The organism is Rhodococcus sp. YL-1, assembly GCF_001942025.1.
Taxonomy (GTDB): Bacteria; Actinomycetota; Actinomycetes; order Mycobacteriales; family Mycobacteriaceae; genus Rhodococcus_F; species Rhodococcus_F qingshengii.
Map to the genome: position 1 here is coordinate 5,661,910 of NZ_CP017299.1, position 15,513 is coordinate 5,677,422.

Consider the following 15,513-nt stretch of genomic DNA (forward strand, 5'->3'; position numbering starts at 1 on the left):
GCGGAGCGCTGATCAATGTCGGAACACAAGCAAATGCAACCCCCGGACTACCACCGATGCCTCGAAACGGTGTTCTCCTCACCCGCCGCATGCCGCGAGATACTGGAAAGACTGTCCAAGATGACGGAGGCAGAAGTCCAATCGCGATGGTCGCCGTGGGTTGACCAGGAACCCCCACCCTTCGGTTCGCATGTCAAGGATCAAGTACCCGCAGAGGTGCAGTTGGCGGCGCTACAAGTCACATACGATTCCCATCGAAAGTCGACTATGGCGCTGTGGCGCCAGTTGTCGGACATCATGGGCATCCCCGTCATGCAGGAAAGCCTCGTCGAACTCATCTGGAGTGTGCGTATGACGATCGAGCGGCTCAACAACCGAATCGAGATGCTCGAAAACGCAGCTACACAATCGGGCAAACCTGCTCCTGACGCATGAGATGACTGTGTTCATCCCACTAAAGTCGGACAGCATGTTGCCACTCGGGTTGTCCATGCTCTGGGAGTCGGTGGAGCCGGAAGCCGCTCTGGAGGAGCGATTCGGATTCAACAGCTTTGGCGCAGCCACCCATTGGGTCTCGGCGGTACTCGAGCAGACTTGGGGGTTGACGGCCCTCGAGTGCTCGCGAATGGCGATCAGTGACCAGAACGCGATTGTGTGGGTTGCGAGCGACCGAGGTGGGCTGGTGGTGAAGTGGTCGCGCGCCACAGAGCGCTTCGCGAACCTGGAGGCGTCGACGCGCCTGCTGAGCGCACTCGCCGCGCAGGGCGTGCCCGTTCCGTCACCAATCACGTCCCTGAACGGATTGGACCGGGAAACACTGCTGGACCGGGAAACACTGGAAGGGCCTTCGTGCGCAGTGTCATTCACCGTACTGCCGGAGTTGGCGGGAGATTGGTTGGACGTGCAGGACCGCGTGGCGGTCCGTTCGGCAGGAGCATGTCTGGCAGAAATACACCGAACGCTCGGCGCCACCCATGTCGACGGATCGGTTTTCTCGTCGCGCAGCACCGGGTTGAAGGAGCGCATCGGTGGTTGGCTCGAGAATTTCGACCGCGGGTTCGCGCCTGAGGCAACGCGTAGGCTCGTGGGCCTCCTGGCGCGTGCGTCCGAGCTCGATGACCAAACTCAACTGGTACACAACGACTTCCGTGCAGCCAACATCTTGACTCGAAACTCTCGGACCACCGGAGTACTCGACTTCGACGACGTGGTGATCGACCACCGGGTGAGCGACCTGGCCAAGGCAAGCGTCTATCTGGGCACCCTGTTCACCGATTGGCGACCGACACCGATCGCGGTACGGCAGAGCCTGCGCGCCGGCTACGAATCCGTCCGTCCCCTCAGCCGATCCGAGACAGAATGGTTCGAGATCCTCGAACTGTGGCACGGCCTGATGGCAATCCCGGGTGAGAACGACACCGCCGGTTGGGCATCAGCGTTGTGACAAAAGTGGGGACGCCGGTACCGGCGTCCCCACTTCGCTTCCGATCACATCAGGATCCGGCGCGGATCCATTCTTCGAGATGCGGCGCCTCGGTACCGATCGTCGTGCCGTCGCCGTGACCGGTGTGAACCTTGGTCTCGGAGGGGAGCGCGAACAGCTTGTCGCGAATGGACCCAATGATGGTCGGGAAGTCTGAGTACGACCGCCCCGTTGCGCCGGGTCCACCGGAGAACAAGGTGTCGCCGCTGAACAGTTCCCCCGCCTCGGGCAGGTAGAGGCAGGTCGACCCCGGGGAATGGCCCGGTGTGTGGATGGCCAGAATGTCCGTACCCGCCACAGCAATACGCTGATCATCTTCCAAGCTCAGATGCTTCACCCCGGGGTGAGTCATCTCCCAGAGGACATCGTCGGCCGGGTTCAGGTAGATCGGAGCGTCGAGTTTCTCGGCCAGCTCCGGCGCAACGGTAACGTGGTCGTTGTGGCCGTGGGTGCAGACGATTCCGATCACCTTGCGTCCACCGACAGCGTCGATGATCGGCTGCGCGGTGTGAGCTGCGTCGACGATCACCACTTCGTTGTCGTCACCGATCAGCCAGATGTTGTTGTCGACGTCCCATGTTCCGCCGTCGAGGCTGAACGTACCCGAGGTGACGACGCGATCGACTCGCAATGTCACAGGACCACCACCGAACGAAGGACCTCGCCGCGGTGCATCGTCTCGAATGCCTTCTCGACCTCGTCGAGCTTGATGCGCTCGCTGACGAACTTCTCGAGCGGCAGACGCCCCTGCTGGTACAGGTCGACCAGAACGGGGAAGTCACGCTCGGGCAGGCAGTCGCCGTACCACGACGACTTGAGGGCTCCGCCGCGCGAGAAGAAGTCCACCAGCGGCATTTCCAGCTTCATGTCCGGCGTCGGAACTCCCACCAGCACTACGGTTCCCGCGAGGTCGCGGGCGTAGAACGCCTGCTTCCAGGTCTCGGGACGGCCGACTGCGTCGACAACCACGTCGGCGCCGAAACCTCCGGTCAGCTCCTGGACCGCTTCGACGACGTCGTCGACCTCGGTGGCATTGATCGTGTGCGTGGCACCAAGTTCCGTGGCCCACTCCAGCTTTCGAGGATCCCGGTCGATGGCGATGATGGTATTGGCACCGGCCAGGCGTGAACCCATGATCGCTGCGTCGCCGACCCCGCCACACCCGATCACGGCCACTGAATCACCGCGTCCGACGTTGCCGGTGTTCATCGCGGCACCCATGCCGGCCATGACGCCGCAACCGAGCAGTCCGACGACAGCCGGATCGGCCGAGGCGTCGACCTTGGTGCACTGGCCTTCGTGAACGAGCGTCTTGTCTGCGAATGCGCCGATGCCGAGTGCCGGCGTCAGTTCGGTGCCGTCTTCGAGCGTCATCTTCTGCTCGGCGTTGAACGTGTCGAAGCAGTACTGCGGGCGGCCACGCTTACACGCACGACACTGCCCGCATACGGCACGCCAGTTGAGCACGACGAAGTCGCCCACCTCGACGTGAGTGACACCGGGGCCGACGCTCTCGACGATGCCCGACGCCTCGTGCCCGAGCAGGAACGGGTACTCGTCGTTGATTCCGCCGTCGCGGTAGGTCAGGTCGGTGTGGCACACACCGCACGCTGCAATGGCGACCACTACCTCGTTGGCGCCGGGATCGGGGATCGTGATGGGGACGATTTCGACGGGGGCACCCTTGGATCGGGCGATGACGCCGCGTACCTGCTGTGGCATGGCTTTGCTCCTGGCTTCGTGCGATTGAGGACGTGTCGTCACATGGCGCCGTGTTTTCACATTGCGATATGTGCACTCGTTGAAAGGTTAGCCCGAAGTAGGTGCCCGCAACCCTGGTCGAACTGACTGACCGACCTGGCCGAAAGGACTAGGGTGCAGGCTTCACGCCGGCCTCGGCGCCCGCGGCGGCCGCCGCACCCCGACTCTCGACGCCCAATTTCCGCAGGACCCCCGCAACATGAAACTTGACTGTGCTCTCACTGACGCCGAGTCGCTCCGAGATTGCCTTGTTGCGCCGTCCGGCCACCAGATGCTCGAGTACCTCGAACTCCCGCGGTGCCAGTTCGGTGAGTACGTCGCGGTTCGGCAGCGCGACTGGGGCGTCGAGCGGGATGGTTGCGCTGATCCGGTTCCCCCACCCGGGCGTCGACTCGGATTCGACGGTTCCACCCAAAGTCTCTACCCTCGAACGTAATTGGCGTTCCACGTCGATCACGTCGGCTTCACCACCACCGTCGTCGCGGATGTCGATCGAGAGCGAAGCCGCGTCGAGGGTCCAGGCCACCCGGATTCGCGAGAGCGTCTGCTGATCCGACAAGGCCAAGACCGCGCCGCGGACGACCGCGCGGGCGCCGTGCGCCACTTCACCGGGTAACCCACGCCCGTCGACGGGTGGCTCCACCAACTCCAACGCGATTTCCCGATGCTTGAGCAGCGAACGCAATTCCCCACGCATCCGCGCAAAAGCGGTGGTGGTCGACTCCTCGGCCAACTCGCGGTGCACGTCGACGGCCGAACGCAGGCCGATCAGGGCCGAAGCCGCAGTCTCCCTGGCCGAGGTTCGAGCACGCGTGTCGTCGAGATCCGCCGAGCGCAGCGTCGCCAGCATCGTCTCGAGGGTGGCCGCATGCACCTCCGTCATCTCTGCCACGGTGCGTGCACGCTCGGACGACGCTGCCCGCGACTCGGCGAGATATGCCGGGCTCGCGTTCCGGACCTGGAGCTGAATTCCGGTTGAAGTCACTGCGAACAGTGCCTGGATCAATTCGAGGGATGCTGTCTTCACCGGTACGGGGTGCGGTGTCAAAACGAGAAGCGTATCGGTTCGATCAAGCATCGCAAGCACTTCACGATCCCGGCCGGCGATAGCGCATTTTCCCCGAAATATCTGTCCGACAGTGAGATCCGTACGGATACGGTCGAGTTCGGCGATGGTCACACGATCGACGACGGCTGGATCCCCAGCGACCTTGCGCGGCCTACCGGTGCATTCACGGGTGAAGATCACCAGGGAAGTGTGCGGCGCCATGTCCGCGATCAACGTCGAAAATCGTCGGCCGATTTCGGGAAGTGGTCCCACCAACACGTCTCGAAGGGCGGTGATCAGTAGCGCATTGTCGGTGGTGCTCACCGTTCAACGATAACCATCCGGTTCACTGGTGCAGCGTGGTCTTCATGAGCATCACGTTGTAGTCGGACCACGTGGTGGCGAGAAAGTAGAGGTCCTGCCCCTGCGACCAGGGGTGCATGTACGCGCCGTAGAGTCCCGGAACCGCGTCGGTGCCGATCACGACGTCCGGTGCGCTCCACGGGCCGGTCAGGTCCGAGGCCGTCCGCAGCACCAGCGCTCCCCACTCGTTGGAGTACATCGCGACGAACTTTCCGAGATAGTTGTTGTACTGCACCGACAGTTCGCTGACATCCCCGTCGAGAACTACTGCAGCGGCAGCAGGATTGTTGGGGACCCATGCCTTTCCGTCCCAGTATTCGTACGCCGCGACGTCCGCGATGGAGGCTTCCTTGACTCGCGAGAGACGCCCCTCGCCAAAGCGTCCGGCGGGGGTGCCGAAGTTGTAGACGTAACCACCGTCCTTGACGAAGGACCCCATCTGGAAGTTGTCGTTACCTGTCAACGGCAGATTGGGCCGGGACGAGGCCGGTTCGATCTGCCAGGTCTCACCGTTGTCGTGCGAGGACGCGATCTGCGAGAAGTTGGTGACCCACTCGCCCGACCCTCCCCACGAACGTATCGACATGTAGTTGACGTACTGAACGCCGCCCACGGAGATACCCGTCGTCGGAATGCTGCTGGTTTCGACGCCGGTGACTTTCAGACTTCCGATGATCTCGCGCGAGTGATTCGGTCGGTCGGTCGGTGAGGAGTCGATGTTCATGCCGTCGGACAGATTTCCGTCCGAGCTACGGAACAGGACGTTGCTGCGCCAGTCGCCGACCACCCCGGAGCACAGAGGGTCAGATCCGATACCGACGGTGTCACCGAAAGCTGTCAGGACCTGACCTGCGCCGTTGTCCCACATGATGCCCAGATCCGTGCCGAGAACGTTGAACCGCTCGACGGTTTGGTTGGGGCTCAGCGCGCCCGTGATGTACTCGACCGCCGAGGTGCGGCCTTGCAATTCCGGCAGTTTGCCATCCGTGCCGTTGAGCCAGGGAATCGGATTGGTCGGCCCACCTGATTGATCCAAGCTCCCGGTGACATTGCAATCCCACGGGGATGCATTGGCCTGGGTCGCCCCCAAGACCGCGGTCGACGCGAGTACACACGTCACTGCTGCTGTCGATATCTTCCGCATCCGGCGCATCGCTCCCCTTTCGCGGGGGAGATCCGGACTCTACGAGGTGTGTTGCTCGACCGGATCGGTTCATCCACCCACGAGAACACAAGGTAACAGGTAAATCGGTCAATCAGGACAAAACGGGCTTATTCGGTGGAGATGGATTTCAACCATTTCTCCATCACGGCTGCGGCAATCTCGACCCCCTGCGACTCGGCTGCACTCAACTGCTGCATGAAGATGCGCGGACCGTCCGCTCCCAGCGAAGCATGCAGCGAATCGCGGTACTCGGCCAGTTCCATCCACTCGCGCGCCACCGCGGAGGACGCTTCGAGGTGAAACTGAACGGCGTAACTCTGCTTGTATCGGAAGAGTTGATTCGGATACTTGGCTGAACCAGCGAGCCGCACCGCGCCGTTCGGAATGTCGAAGGTATCCGAATGCCATTGCATTGCAGGAAATGTGGAGGGCAGATCTCCCCACACGGGATCTTGCCGGCCCTCGACAGTCAAGGTGATCTCCTCAACTCCGACTTCAGGCACAGCGCCCGTGTAGACGCGAGCACCCAGCGCCGCGGCGAGCAACTGCGAACCCAGACACACTCCCCACACCGGGACGTCGCTCTCGACCAGATCGCGAATGTATTCGATCTCGGATGCCAACCACTCGACCTCGCCCTGATCGCCGACGCCCATCGGCCCGCCCATCACGATCACGGCGTCGAACCGTCGATGTGCCGGAAGCGGGTCGGTGCCCAGAAGAACAGTCTGCACGTCTCCGTAGCTCTCCAGGACAGGCGAATACGCCGCTGGGGGTTCACACTGCGCGTGTCGTAGTTCCAGAAAATGCATGTAGGCAATTCCTCTCGAATCCGGTGCCGAAAGCCTATGGTTCTATTCGACATAAGGCACATCGACGGCGTCGGATGTGCTCTGCGCTCGAATCTCCGCTTTCATCGCCCCTTTACCGACAAGGAACGTCTGTGCGCGCACCACACCTCTTTTCGACATCGATTCGCCCGCCCTCAACTGCCGTTCGCATCGGACTCAGCGCATTCGCCTTGGCGTCACTTGCCGCGTGCTCAGGAACAAGCACCGACAGCGAGGCCGAATCAACATCCACCGCGACCACCACTGCAACCTCGACAACTCAACCCACGACGACTCAGGCTCCATTGACCACCTCGGTGATCGGTACGACGAATTCTCCACTGGCCACGACCCCAGTCGCCGCGGAAGTGACGCCCGCTGCAGCTCCCGCGGTCATGCCCAACGTCGTGTGCATGAATCTTCAAGACGCACAGGACACCATTCAGTCGGCCGGAGTCTTCTTCTCCAGAAGTGCTGACGCAACCGGCGCGGGTCGACGCCAACTGGTCGATTCCAACTGGATTGTCGTCGATCAGACACCCTCTGCCGGAAGTCCTTTCGGGGAAATCGAAGCCGTGCTCTCGGCCGTGAAGATCGGCGAACCGAACCCCTGCTGATCGGCTGAGTTCTCGAACTTCGCAATTCCGGGAACACTGCGCCTTACTTGACAACTACCTCCGACCTCCTTCACTGTAGTCAACATTACGAGTATCCAATATATTGGATGCGAAAGGTTGGATTGCAGCATGAAGGTGCCACGAATACGGCAGAGCGCCAGCTCTCCGGCGTCCATGAGCGACCCCGTCATCGGAATACTCGGAGGCATGGGGCCCGCCGCTACTGCCGACTTCTACTCCAAACTCGTTGCGCTGACACCAGGTTCGACGGATCAGGAGCACCCCAAAGTTGTCATCTGGGCCGATCCCACCGTTCCCGACCGGACATTGGCACTCACCGAGAACGGCCCTGACCCCACTCCGTGGCTGATCCGCGGTGCGCGCGTTCTCCGAGAGTCGGGCGCGACGACGCTCGCCATCCCATGCAATACCGCCCACGCCTTCCTGCCCGCCATCTCGTCCCAACTGGGACTTCCCGTCGTCCACATGATCGACGAAGTCGCTCGGCACATCCGGACGCTCTCACCCGCCGTCACATCCGTCGGACTATTGGCCACCACGGGGACGGTCCGCACCGGGTTGTATCAACAATGGCTGTCGGAACACTCGATTGACGTCCTGGTGCCCGGACCTGCGATCCAGGACGAACTGGTGATGCCGGCGATCCGAGCAATCAAGAGCGGCAACGTCGGAGACGAGACCACCGACAAGCTCGTCAGGGCCGCTGATCTTCTCGTCGAATCGGGCGCGCAGGTCGTCGTGGCCGGATGCACCGAGATTCCGCTCGGACTGCCCGCCGACGCCACAACCTGTCAGATCATCGATCCGGCAACAATTCTCGCCCGCGCTCTGCTCCGGCGGGTTGCAGATGCCCGGAGACACCCTTCGATGGTCGTTTCGGGCTGACCTGCAGCAGGGAGGCTGCAGAGTACGATATCCAGTATGTTGCGTGGCGGTAAACCGGTTGAGCGAGCACGAATGAGCGACATCGCTCTCGAACGCATTCGCGAAGCGATCGTCACCGGTGAACTGGCGCCGGGCTCGAAGATCAAGGACAGCGAACTCGCCGAGTATCTGGGCTTGAGCAGAACTCCGGTCCGCGAAGCGCTCGCAAGGCTGGTCGACACCGGACTCGTGGAAGCGAAACCCGGTGCGTACACGCGCATCACCACCCTCGACCGCGGTGACGTCGAGGCAACACTCGCAGTCATCGAAGCTCTCGACCAACTGGCCGTCGTCACCGCTGTACCGAATCTCACCGACGAGATGATCGGGGCGATGCGTTCGGCCAACAAGGACTTCGCTGCCGCCGTCAAGCGAAACGACATAGGCCGAGCCCTGACCGCAGACGATCGCCTACACAGCGTCATCATCGATGCTGCGGCGAATCCGCTGTTGAAGAAGCTGATTCACCAGGTTCACCCACAAATTCACCGCATCTACTACCGCAAGTTCTCGAGCCTCCTCGGGAGCCAGGACTCCGTCGATCATCACAACAGGCTGATCGAGCTGTGCGCAGACCACGATGCCGAGGCGGCAGCGACGCTGTCAGCCGAACATCGACGCCATCTCGGCGGGCTGATCGGCGAACTTTTCGACGCCGACGAGTTCGCGCTCTCGGACTGACCGAGTCCGGGTACAAGTTTCGGCGCTTGCCTATATTGGTCATTGCCGATATAAATGACTGGTGCATGCATTCGACGTTCTCGGAGACCCAGTGCGGCGACGAATCATGGAACTCCTGTCCGGCGGCGAGCGCTCGGCGGGTCAGATCGCCGAAGTCGTGGCAGCGGAGTTCGGAATCTCGCAACCGACCGCGTCCGGACACCTGCGAGTACTCCGAGAAAACGGATTCGCCACCGTCCGCAGCGAAGGCACCAGGCGTCTCTATGCCGTCGAGCCCGCGCCATTGCAAGAAGTGGACCAATGGCTCGACGGATTCCGGCAGTTCTGGAGCGGCCCTCTCGACGCATTGGCCACAGAACTCGCACGCGGGAAACGACGCGGCTCGAAGCGGAGCAGATCTTCACAATCGAATTCTTCCGACGAAGGAGACTCACAATGACCGAGATCGCGAACCAGGACACCAGCCTCACCGCGGTGGAGCGGAGCATGGGTAACCGCGACATCGCAGAAGGTTCGGCTCGAACTGCCGTACTCAAGCGCCGCTACAACGCGTCGGTCGACGACGTCTGGGATGCCATCACGACCCCTGACCGCATCAACCGTTTCTTCCTTCCGGTGAGCGGAAACTTCCAGGTGGGCGGCTCGTACGCCTTCGAAGGCCAGGCAAGTGGCGAGATCCTGGCCTGCGACGCCCCACACCTGCTGCGACTGCAGTGGACACCGCCCGGCGATCGTGGATACAGCGATCAGGTCGAGATCCGGCTGACTGCCGACGGCCCCGACGCCACCTGGCTCGAGTTGGAGCACGCCTCCGTCGCCGATGTCTTCCGTAACGACCCGGACACCGGCTGCTACGGCGTCGGAACCGGCTGGGAAGGCCCACTTCACTACCTGGGCGAATACTTGCGCGGCACTCTCCCTGATGCGCCGAGCACCGAGTGGTACACCTTCGACGAAGCAGAGGAGCTTCGTCTGGCCAACTTCCGAGGGTGGGCGTGGGCAAAGATCGAGGCAGAGCACGGCGGCCGATAACGCCCAATTCTTCGAAAACGGTCACAGGATGGCCGTTAGCTTTGTATCGTGACCGAGCTGGACGTATGTCCAGCAGTTTTGGTGGCTTCCTTTCGTGCCACACCTGCTTCGGTCCACGAGAAGAGAGCTCCACATGGCGCCACAACCCGTAGTCGACAACGCGGCCACGACGCGACGAACGCACATCATCCGGACAGTTCTCGCTGTCCTCGTCATCGCACCGCTGTCGATTGCGGCGTTCTACATGTGGGCACTGTGGGATCCGGGCGACACGGTCAACCGCTTGCCCGTCGCCATCGTCAACGCCGATGCGGGCACAGAACTCGACGGAACACGTCTGCAAGCCGGCGATGAAGTTGTTGCCGCGCTCGTCGAGAGCGGAGACGTTGCATGGAAGGTCGTCTCGGAAAAGGAAGCCGCCGACGGCGTCAACGACGGCACCTATTACTTCTCGGTCGTCATTCCGAAAACTTTCAGCGCGGATGTGGCCAGTGCCGCATCGGGTTCGGGCCGCAAGGCCGAACTCGACGTCTTGTACAACGACTACAACAGTCTGGTCGCCGGCCCGGTCGGTGAAAGCATCATCGCTCAGGTGCGCTCGGCGGTCTCCGAGTCGATCGGCGAGCAGTCCATCGACCAGGTGCTGGTCGGGTTGGGTGAACTCGGAACAGGATTCGGTGAAGCAGCAGCAGGAGCGCAACAGCTGTCCGACGGATCCTCCGAAGCGCTTGCCGGAACCAACGAGCTCTACGCTGGAAGCAAGGAACTCGCCACCGGCATGGGCGAAGCAAATCAGGGCGGCAAGGAGCTGGCCGCCGGAGCCGGCGAGCTGGCTGCCGGAGCTGGCGAAGCTGCTGCAGGCTCGGGCGAGCTGAGCAGCGGACTCAACCAGTTGGTCGGGGGCACCGACGAACTCGGCGCAGGCGCCCGACAGATCAGCGAAGTGGTCGACATGGTCACCACCCCGGTACTCGACCTCGCGGGGTCCTCGGACGCCGTCGTCGGTCAGGTCGACGCCCTCACGTCGATGCTTCGAAACTCGGCCGATCCGGTCTCCGCCGGACTCGTCGAAGCCCTGGCTGGACTGCGGGCTTCCCTGACTGCACAACCGTCGGACGACGACGTGATCGGTCAGCTCGGCCAGCTTCGCGACGGCGCGCGGGAAATCTCGCGGCAGCTCACTGATCCGAGCAGCGACTACCGTGGTGGGCTCCTTGCCGCCGCGGCCGGTGCAGGTGAACTCAACACCGGCCTGGGCCAACTGTCCGACGGCGCAGGCCAACTCGCTACCGGTGCACAGGAACTCTCCACCGGGCTGGGGCAGTTGGACACTGGAAGTATTGCGCTCCGTGACGGTCTCGGGCAGCTATCGGCCGGCGTCGGCGAGCTCGACGCGGGCAGCGCGGAACTCGCCACCGGTTTGTCCGACGGTGCCGCCCAGGTACCGCAGTTCACGGACGACGAGCGCGCCACCACGGCCAATCTCCTCTCCTCCCCGGTTGCCGTCGACGCGCGGAACAACTATCCCGCAGCCGGTTTCGGGCCGGGAGCCGTACCTGCCGTGATCTCGGTGGCACTGTTCCTGTGCGGAATTCTCACGTGGTTCGTCGTCCGCCCACGACGCGGACGTTCACTGAACTCGCACACCAGCGTGGTACGTGAGGGGCTGCGCCGCTACCGCATTCCCGCCCTGGTCACCTTGGTCGCGGCGCTCGTGTTGTCGGTGGTGTCACTGACCGTGGCAAACGTCGAACCACCTAGTGTTCTGGCGATGATCGCAGTGATAATCCTGGTGGGTGCCGCCGCGGTCAGCTCGGGCAGGCTCTTCACCGTTGTGTTCGGTGCCGTCAACGGAACCTTCATCGCTCTGGGCGCCTTGATGATTCAGATCTTCGCCTTCGGCGCGGTATACCCCATCGAACAGATGCCGACGGTTCTGCAGTGGCTGCACGCTCTGATGCCACTCACGTGGGCGCGCAACGCCATGCGCATGGTCCTTGTCGGATACTACGGCCCGAAATTCTGGGTGGCGGTAATCGCTCTGGCTGCCTTGGTGATCGGAGCCGTCCTGTTCACCATCTGGTGGCGCCGCCGACAAGAACCGCCGACCGACGCCGATGACGACGCGCCGATCACCGAGGAGATCGTGTACCTCCAGCAAACGCAAGCGTGAGCCGGATCAGCGAACGAGCGTCGTACGCATCAACATGACGTTGTAGTCGGCCCACGTGGTGGCAAGGAAGTACAGATCCGAACCACTGGACCACGGGTGGATGTATGCGGCGTAGATACCGGGAACCTCGACCAGATTGACCAGTGTCTCCGGTGCCGTCCACGGACCGACCGGACTGGGAGCGGTTCGCATCACGATCGAACTGAACGCGTCGGCGTACATCGCCACGAACTTGCCGAGGAACTCGTTGTACTGAACGGAGACCTCACCGATGCGGCCGTCCATGACGGGTACGGCCGCAGCGGGATCGGCAAGGATCCAGCCGTTTCCGTTCCAGTACTCGTAGGCGGAAAGATCGAGGATCGCCCCCTCGGGCACGCGAGAAAGTCGAACCTCGCCGGATCGTCCCGCGGGGGTTCCGTAGTTGTAGACGAACCCGCAGTCCTTCACCATCGAGCTCATCTGGAAGTTCTCGCTACCGGCGACGGGGGCGACACCCGCGGGAAGAACCCCACCGATGTTGGGGCGCAGAGTTTCCGGACGAGTGGTCCACGTCTCGCCGTTGTCCGAGGAGGTGGCAATCTGTGAGTAGTTTGTACTCCACTGCCCGGCCTCGCCCCAGTTGCGCACCGACATGTAGCTCAGATACTGCACACCGTTCACTGCGATGCCGCTCGTGGGGATGCTGGAGGCCTCGACGCCCGGAATCTTCAGACCGGAAATGATCTCACGCGCCTGAGCTGTGCCGTCCATCGGCGCGCTGTCGATGCGCATACCGTCGGCCAGTACCCGATCCGAGCTGCGGAAGAGTACATTGCTTCGCCACTCGCCCACCAAACCGTCGCAGCCGGGGTTACGACTGAGCCCGGTGGTATCGCCGAAAGCGGTCAGAATCTGCCCCGCACCGTTGTCCCACATGATGCCGAGGTCGGTACCCAGGACATTGAAGCGATCAACTGTCTTGTTGGGACTGTATGTGCCGGTGACCTTTTCGATCGCGGTAGTACGACCGGACAGACCTGGCAACCCTCCGGTGTTGCCGTTGAGCCACGGCGCCGCATTGGCCGGACCACCGCTACTACCGACGCCACTGACTCCGACGCAGCCCGGCGCAGCCACCGCCGGCGAAGCCACCGCCGTGACGGCAGCAGCTGCCAGAGCAGCAACTACCCCGAACACCCCCAACGATCTCCCCGCGCGAAACATGACTCCCCCATGGCCGGGATTGTTGGTGTTGTCGTCGTCGTTCCCCCCGAACCTCGGACAATCTAGCAACTGCAGTCACAGACAACCCAATCAGACAAAGACGCGAAAAGGCCTGAAAGTCATAGTAGTTCAGACTTTCAGGCCTTTTCGGACAGAGAAGATCAGTCAGTAGGTCAGCGCGCTCCGCTCGCACCGCCGTCGAGTGGAATCACCGCGCCGGTCAGATAAGCCCCGGCACGTGAAGCCAGGAAAATGGCAAGACCTGCAGCATCCTGGGGAGTTCCGACCCGGCCCAACGGGACCGAGTCCGCCACAGCCTTTGCACTTTGCTCGTCCTCGAGGAGGAATGCCATCATCTTCGACGGGAACGGGCCCGGCGCAATGGCATTGACCGTGATCTGTTCCCCCGCAAGCGTTGCCGCGAGCTTGCGCGTCAACATGTGCACCGCAGCCTTACTGGCTCCGTACGAGAAGTTCTCCGAACCCGACACCACGAGTCCGTCGATCGATCCGATATTGATCACGCGCGCGGGATCTTCCGCCGTGGCTGCAGACCGCAACTGCGGCAACAGCTTCTGCGTCAGGAGGAAGATCGCCTTGACATTGATGTCGAAAATCTTGTCGAAGCCTGCGGCCGGAAAATCGTCGACGGGAGCTCCCCACGTGGCACCGGCGTTGTTGACCAGTACGTCGAGCGTCGGCGAAATCTCGGCGACCTTCGCAGCGAGGCTCTCGACCCCCTCGTCCGTGGACAGATCGGCCGGATGCGAAATGCAGGTGCCGAACTCCGAAAGCTCTCGCGCGGCTTCGTCACAGGCTTCGGCTTTTCGGGCCGAAATGACGACCGTCGCTCCGCCTTCGACAAACCCGCGAGCGATCATGTATCCGATGCCGCGTGATCCACCGGTGACCACAACGGTCTTGCCACTGACGTCGAACAGTCCCTCGATCAAGCTCATGCGACCTCGAAAAGCCCGGCAGCGCCCATACCGCCGCCGATGCACATGGTCACCACCACGAGCTTGGCTCCGCGCCGTTTTCCTTCAAGAAGAGCATGGCCGACCAGACGAGCGCCCGTCATTCCGTACGGATGGCCGACGGAGATACCGCCACCGTCGACGTTGTACTTCTCGGGATCGATCCCGAGCTTGTCGCGGCAGTACAGGGCCTGAGAGGCGAAGGCCTCGTTGAGTTCCCAGAGATCGATGTCGTCGACCTTCAGGCCGTGAAGATCCAGCAGACGCGGAATCGCGAACACCGGTCCGATGCCCATCTCGTCGGGAGCGCAACCCGCGACAGCCATGCCACGGTAGATACCGAGAGGAGCCAACCCGCGGCGTTGCGCCTCGCCTGCCTCCATCAGCACCGACGCCGAAGCGCCGTCGGAGAGCTGAGACGAGTTGCCCGCAGTAATGGACGAATGAGCACTGACAGTCCCGTCGGCCAGAACCGGTCGCAGACTCGACAGCCCTTCCAACGTGGTGGAAGCGCGGTTGCCTTCGTCGCGGGTCAGCGTCACGGACTCGCTGCGGATCTCACCGGTCTCCTTGTCCTGCACCTGCTTGATCGAGGGCAGCGGGACGATCTCGAGATCGAACCGACCTGCGTCCTGGGCCGCTGCGGTCCGCTGCTGGGAGACGAGCGCGAACTCGTCCTGCTGCTCGCGGGTGACTCCGTAGCGCTCGGCGACGATCTCGGCCGTGTGCAGCATCGGCATGTAGATCGACGGCTTGTTTTCCTTCAGCCACGGATCAGCCGCGCGGAAGTTGTTCATGTGATCGTTCTGGACCAACGAGATCGATTCGACTCCGCCGCCGACCGCGATCTGCATTCCGTCGTCCACGATCTGCTTGGCTGCGGTTGCGATGGCCATGAGACCGGACGAGCACTGACGGTCGATCGTCATTCCGGAAACCGAATCCGGAAGCCCGGCCCGCAGCACCGCTTGCCGTGCGACGTTGCCGCCGGAAGAGCCCTGCTGCAGCGCAGCGCCGAGGATGACGTCCTCGACCTCGCCGCCCTCGAGGCCCGCGCGCTGAACTGCATTCGAAATGGCATGTGCAGCAAGCTCTTGAGCCTGAGTGTTGTTGAACGCGCCGCGGTACGCCTTACCGATCGGGGTACGGGCGGTGGAAACGATGACAGCTTGCCTCATCGGGGAATCCTTTCGTCGAACACGAAGTGCTGTGCGCCTTTATTAACCACCGGG

Annotated in this window: 16 protein-coding genes; 8 read left to right on the plus strand and 8 right to left on the minus strand. The window is 62.6% G+C overall.

Features of this window, described 5'->3' with window-relative positions; translation table 11 throughout:
- The first annotated feature begins 120 nt into the window (after window positions 1-120).
- Both BH682_RS26420 and BH682_RS26425 read left to right on the plus strand, forming a co-directional pair.
- Window positions 121-435, plus strand: a complete 315-nt coding sequence (locus BH682_RS26420; protein ID WP_139120551.1) for a hypothetical protein — start codon at window positions 121-123, stop codon at window positions 433-435.
- A gap of 34 nt (window positions 436-469) precedes the next feature.
- Window positions 470-1,444, plus strand: a complete 975-nt coding sequence (locus BH682_RS26425) for a phosphotransferase enzyme family protein (RefSeq protein WP_075835505.1) — start codon at window positions 470-472, stop codon at window positions 1,442-1,444.
- A gap of 49 nt (window positions 1,445-1,493) precedes the next feature.
- Here the strand turns inward: BH682_RS26425 and BH682_RS26430 are convergent, their stop codons facing one another.
- From BH682_RS26430 to BH682_RS26450, 5 genes are all read right to left on the minus strand, one after another.
- Window positions 1,494-2,120, minus strand: a complete 627-nt coding sequence (locus BH682_RS26430) for an MBL fold metallo-hydrolase (RefSeq protein WP_065351520.1) — start codon at window positions 2,118-2,120, stop codon at window positions 1,494-1,496.
- A complete protein-coding gene (locus BH682_RS26435; protein ID WP_007730860.1) occupies window positions 2,117-3,205 on the minus strand; it encodes an S-(hydroxymethyl)mycothiol dehydrogenase in 1,089 nt (362 codons plus the stop codon). The genes BH682_RS26430 and BH682_RS26435 overlap by 4 nt, the downstream gene beginning before the upstream one ends.
- 148 nt (window positions 3,206-3,353) lie before the next feature.
- Window positions 3,354-4,616 (minus strand): helix-turn-helix transcriptional regulator, encoded by a 1,263-nt coding sequence (locus tag BH682_RS26440; RefSeq protein WP_047269429.1) that lies wholly within the window; start codon window positions 4,614-4,616, stop codon window positions 3,354-3,356.
- 22 nt (window positions 4,617-4,638) lie between these two features.
- On the minus strand, window positions 4,639-5,808 hold the full coding sequence (locus tag BH682_RS26445; protein ID WP_050655976.1) for a DUF4185 domain-containing protein: 1,170 nt from the start codon (window positions 5,806-5,808) through the stop codon (window positions 4,639-4,641).
- A gap of 119 nt (window positions 5,809-5,927) precedes the next feature.
- On the minus strand, window positions 5,928-6,632 hold the full coding sequence (locus BH682_RS26450) for a type 1 glutamine amidotransferase (protein ID WP_058038316.1): 705 nt from the start codon (window positions 6,630-6,632) through the stop codon (window positions 5,928-5,930).
- 131 nt (window positions 6,633-6,763) lie between these two features.
- On the opposite strand from BH682_RS26450, the gene BH682_RS26455 reads away from it, so the two are divergent.
- The 6 genes from BH682_RS26455 to BH682_RS26480 all read left to right on the plus strand — a co-directional run bounded on the left by BH682_RS26455 (window position 6,764) and on the right by BH682_RS26480 (window position 12,098).
- A complete protein-coding gene (locus BH682_RS26455; protein WP_030536029.1) occupies window positions 6,764-7,267 on the plus strand; it encodes a PASTA domain-containing protein in 504 nt (167 codons plus the stop codon).
- A gap of 129 nt (window positions 7,268-7,396) precedes the next feature.
- Complete coding sequence (locus BH682_RS26460; RefSeq protein ID WP_223304559.1) at window positions 7,397-8,173, plus strand: aspartate/glutamate racemase family protein; 777 nt, start codon at window positions 7,397-7,399, stop codon at window positions 8,171-8,173.
- A gap of 36 nt (window positions 8,174-8,209) precedes the next feature.
- Entirely contained in the window at window positions 8,210-8,893 is a 684-nt protein-coding gene (locus tag BH682_RS26465) for a GntR family transcriptional regulator (RefSeq protein ID WP_075834638.1), read from the plus strand.
- Window positions 8,894-8,954: 61 nt separating this feature from the next.
- Window positions 8,955-9,332 (plus strand): ArsR/SmtB family transcription factor, encoded by a 378-nt coding sequence (locus BH682_RS26470; RefSeq protein WP_003942971.1) that lies wholly within the window; start codon window positions 8,955-8,957, stop codon window positions 9,330-9,332.
- Complete coding sequence (locus tag BH682_RS26475; protein ID WP_075834640.1) at window positions 9,329-9,925, plus strand: SRPBCC domain-containing protein; 597 nt, start codon at window positions 9,329-9,331, stop codon at window positions 9,923-9,925. Before BH682_RS26470 ends, BH682_RS26475 begins: the two co-directional genes overlap by 4 nt.
- A 133-nt stretch (window positions 9,926-10,058) precedes the next feature.
- Entirely contained in the window at window positions 10,059-12,098 is a 2,040-nt protein-coding gene (locus BH682_RS26480) for a YhgE/Pip domain-containing protein (RefSeq protein WP_075834642.1), read from the plus strand.
- A 6-nt stretch (window positions 12,099-12,104) separates the two neighbouring features.
- On the opposite strand, the gene BH682_RS26485 is transcribed toward BH682_RS26480, so the two are convergent.
- The 3 genes from BH682_RS26485 to BH682_RS26495 all read right to left on the minus strand — a co-directional run bounded on the left by BH682_RS26485 (window position 12,105) and on the right by BH682_RS26495 (window position 15,459).
- A complete protein-coding gene (locus BH682_RS26485) occupies window positions 12,105-13,304 on the minus strand; it encodes a DUF4185 domain-containing protein (RefSeq protein WP_075834644.1) in 1,200 nt (399 codons plus the stop codon).
- A 173-nt stretch (window positions 13,305-13,477) separates the two neighbouring features.
- A complete protein-coding gene (locus BH682_RS26490) occupies window positions 13,478-14,263 on the minus strand; it encodes a RhlG family 3-oxoacyl-ACP reductase (RefSeq protein WP_007730838.1) in 786 nt (261 codons plus the stop codon).
- The gene (locus BH682_RS26495) at window positions 14,260-15,459 is read right to left on the minus strand and encodes an acetyl-CoA C-acyltransferase (protein WP_003943187.1); all 1,200 of its coding nucleotides are present in this window, start codon (window positions 15,457-15,459) and stop codon (window positions 14,260-14,262) included. The genes BH682_RS26490 and BH682_RS26495 overlap by 4 nt, the downstream gene beginning before the upstream one ends.
- Between the last annotated feature and the right edge of the window lie 54 nt (window positions 15,460-15,513).

Coding starts and splice junctions, on each gene's coding strand:
- BH682_RS26420 (WP_139120551.1), top strand. CDS start 121: ATGACGGAGGCAGAAGTCCAATCGCGATGGTCGCCGTGGGTTGACCAG.
- BH682_RS26425 (WP_075835505.1), top strand. CDS start 470: ATGTTGCCACTCGGGTTGTCCATGCTCTGGGAGTCGGTGGAGCCGGAA.
- BH682_RS26435 (WP_007730860.1), bottom strand. CDS start 3,205: ATGCCACAGCAGGTACGCGGCGTCATCGCCCGATCCAAGGGTGCCCCC.
- BH682_RS26445 (WP_050655976.1), bottom strand. CDS start 5,808: ATGCGCCGGATGCGGAAGATATCGACAGCAGCAGTGACGTGTGTACTC.
- BH682_RS26450 (WP_058038316.1), bottom strand. CDS start 6,632: ATGCATTTTCTGGAACTACGACACGCGCAGTGTGAACCCCCAGCGGCG.
- BH682_RS26460 (WP_223304559.1), top strand. CDS start 7,397: ATGAAGGTGCCACGAATACGGCAGAGCGCCAGCTCTCCGGCGTCCATG.
- BH682_RS26465 (WP_075834638.1), top strand. CDS start 8,210: ATGTTGCGTGGCGGTAAACCGGTTGAGCGAGCACGAATGAGCGACATC.
- BH682_RS26475 (WP_075834640.1), top strand. CDS start 9,329: ATGACCGAGATCGCGAACCAGGACACCAGCCTCACCGCGGTGGAGCGG.
- BH682_RS26480 (WP_075834642.1), top strand. CDS start 10,059: ATGGCGCCACAACCCGTAGTCGACAACGCGGCCACGACGCGACGAACG.
- BH682_RS26485 (WP_075834644.1), bottom strand. CDS start 13,304: ATGTTTCGCGCGGGGAGATCGTTGGGGGTGTTCGGGGTAGTTGCTGCT.
- BH682_RS26490 (WP_007730838.1), bottom strand. CDS start 14,263: ATGAGCTTGATCGAGGGACTGTTCGACGTCAGTGGCAAGACCGTTGTG.
- BH682_RS26495 (WP_003943187.1), bottom strand. CDS start 15,459: ATGAGGCAAGCTGTCATCGTTTCCACCGCCCGTACCCCGATCGGTAAG.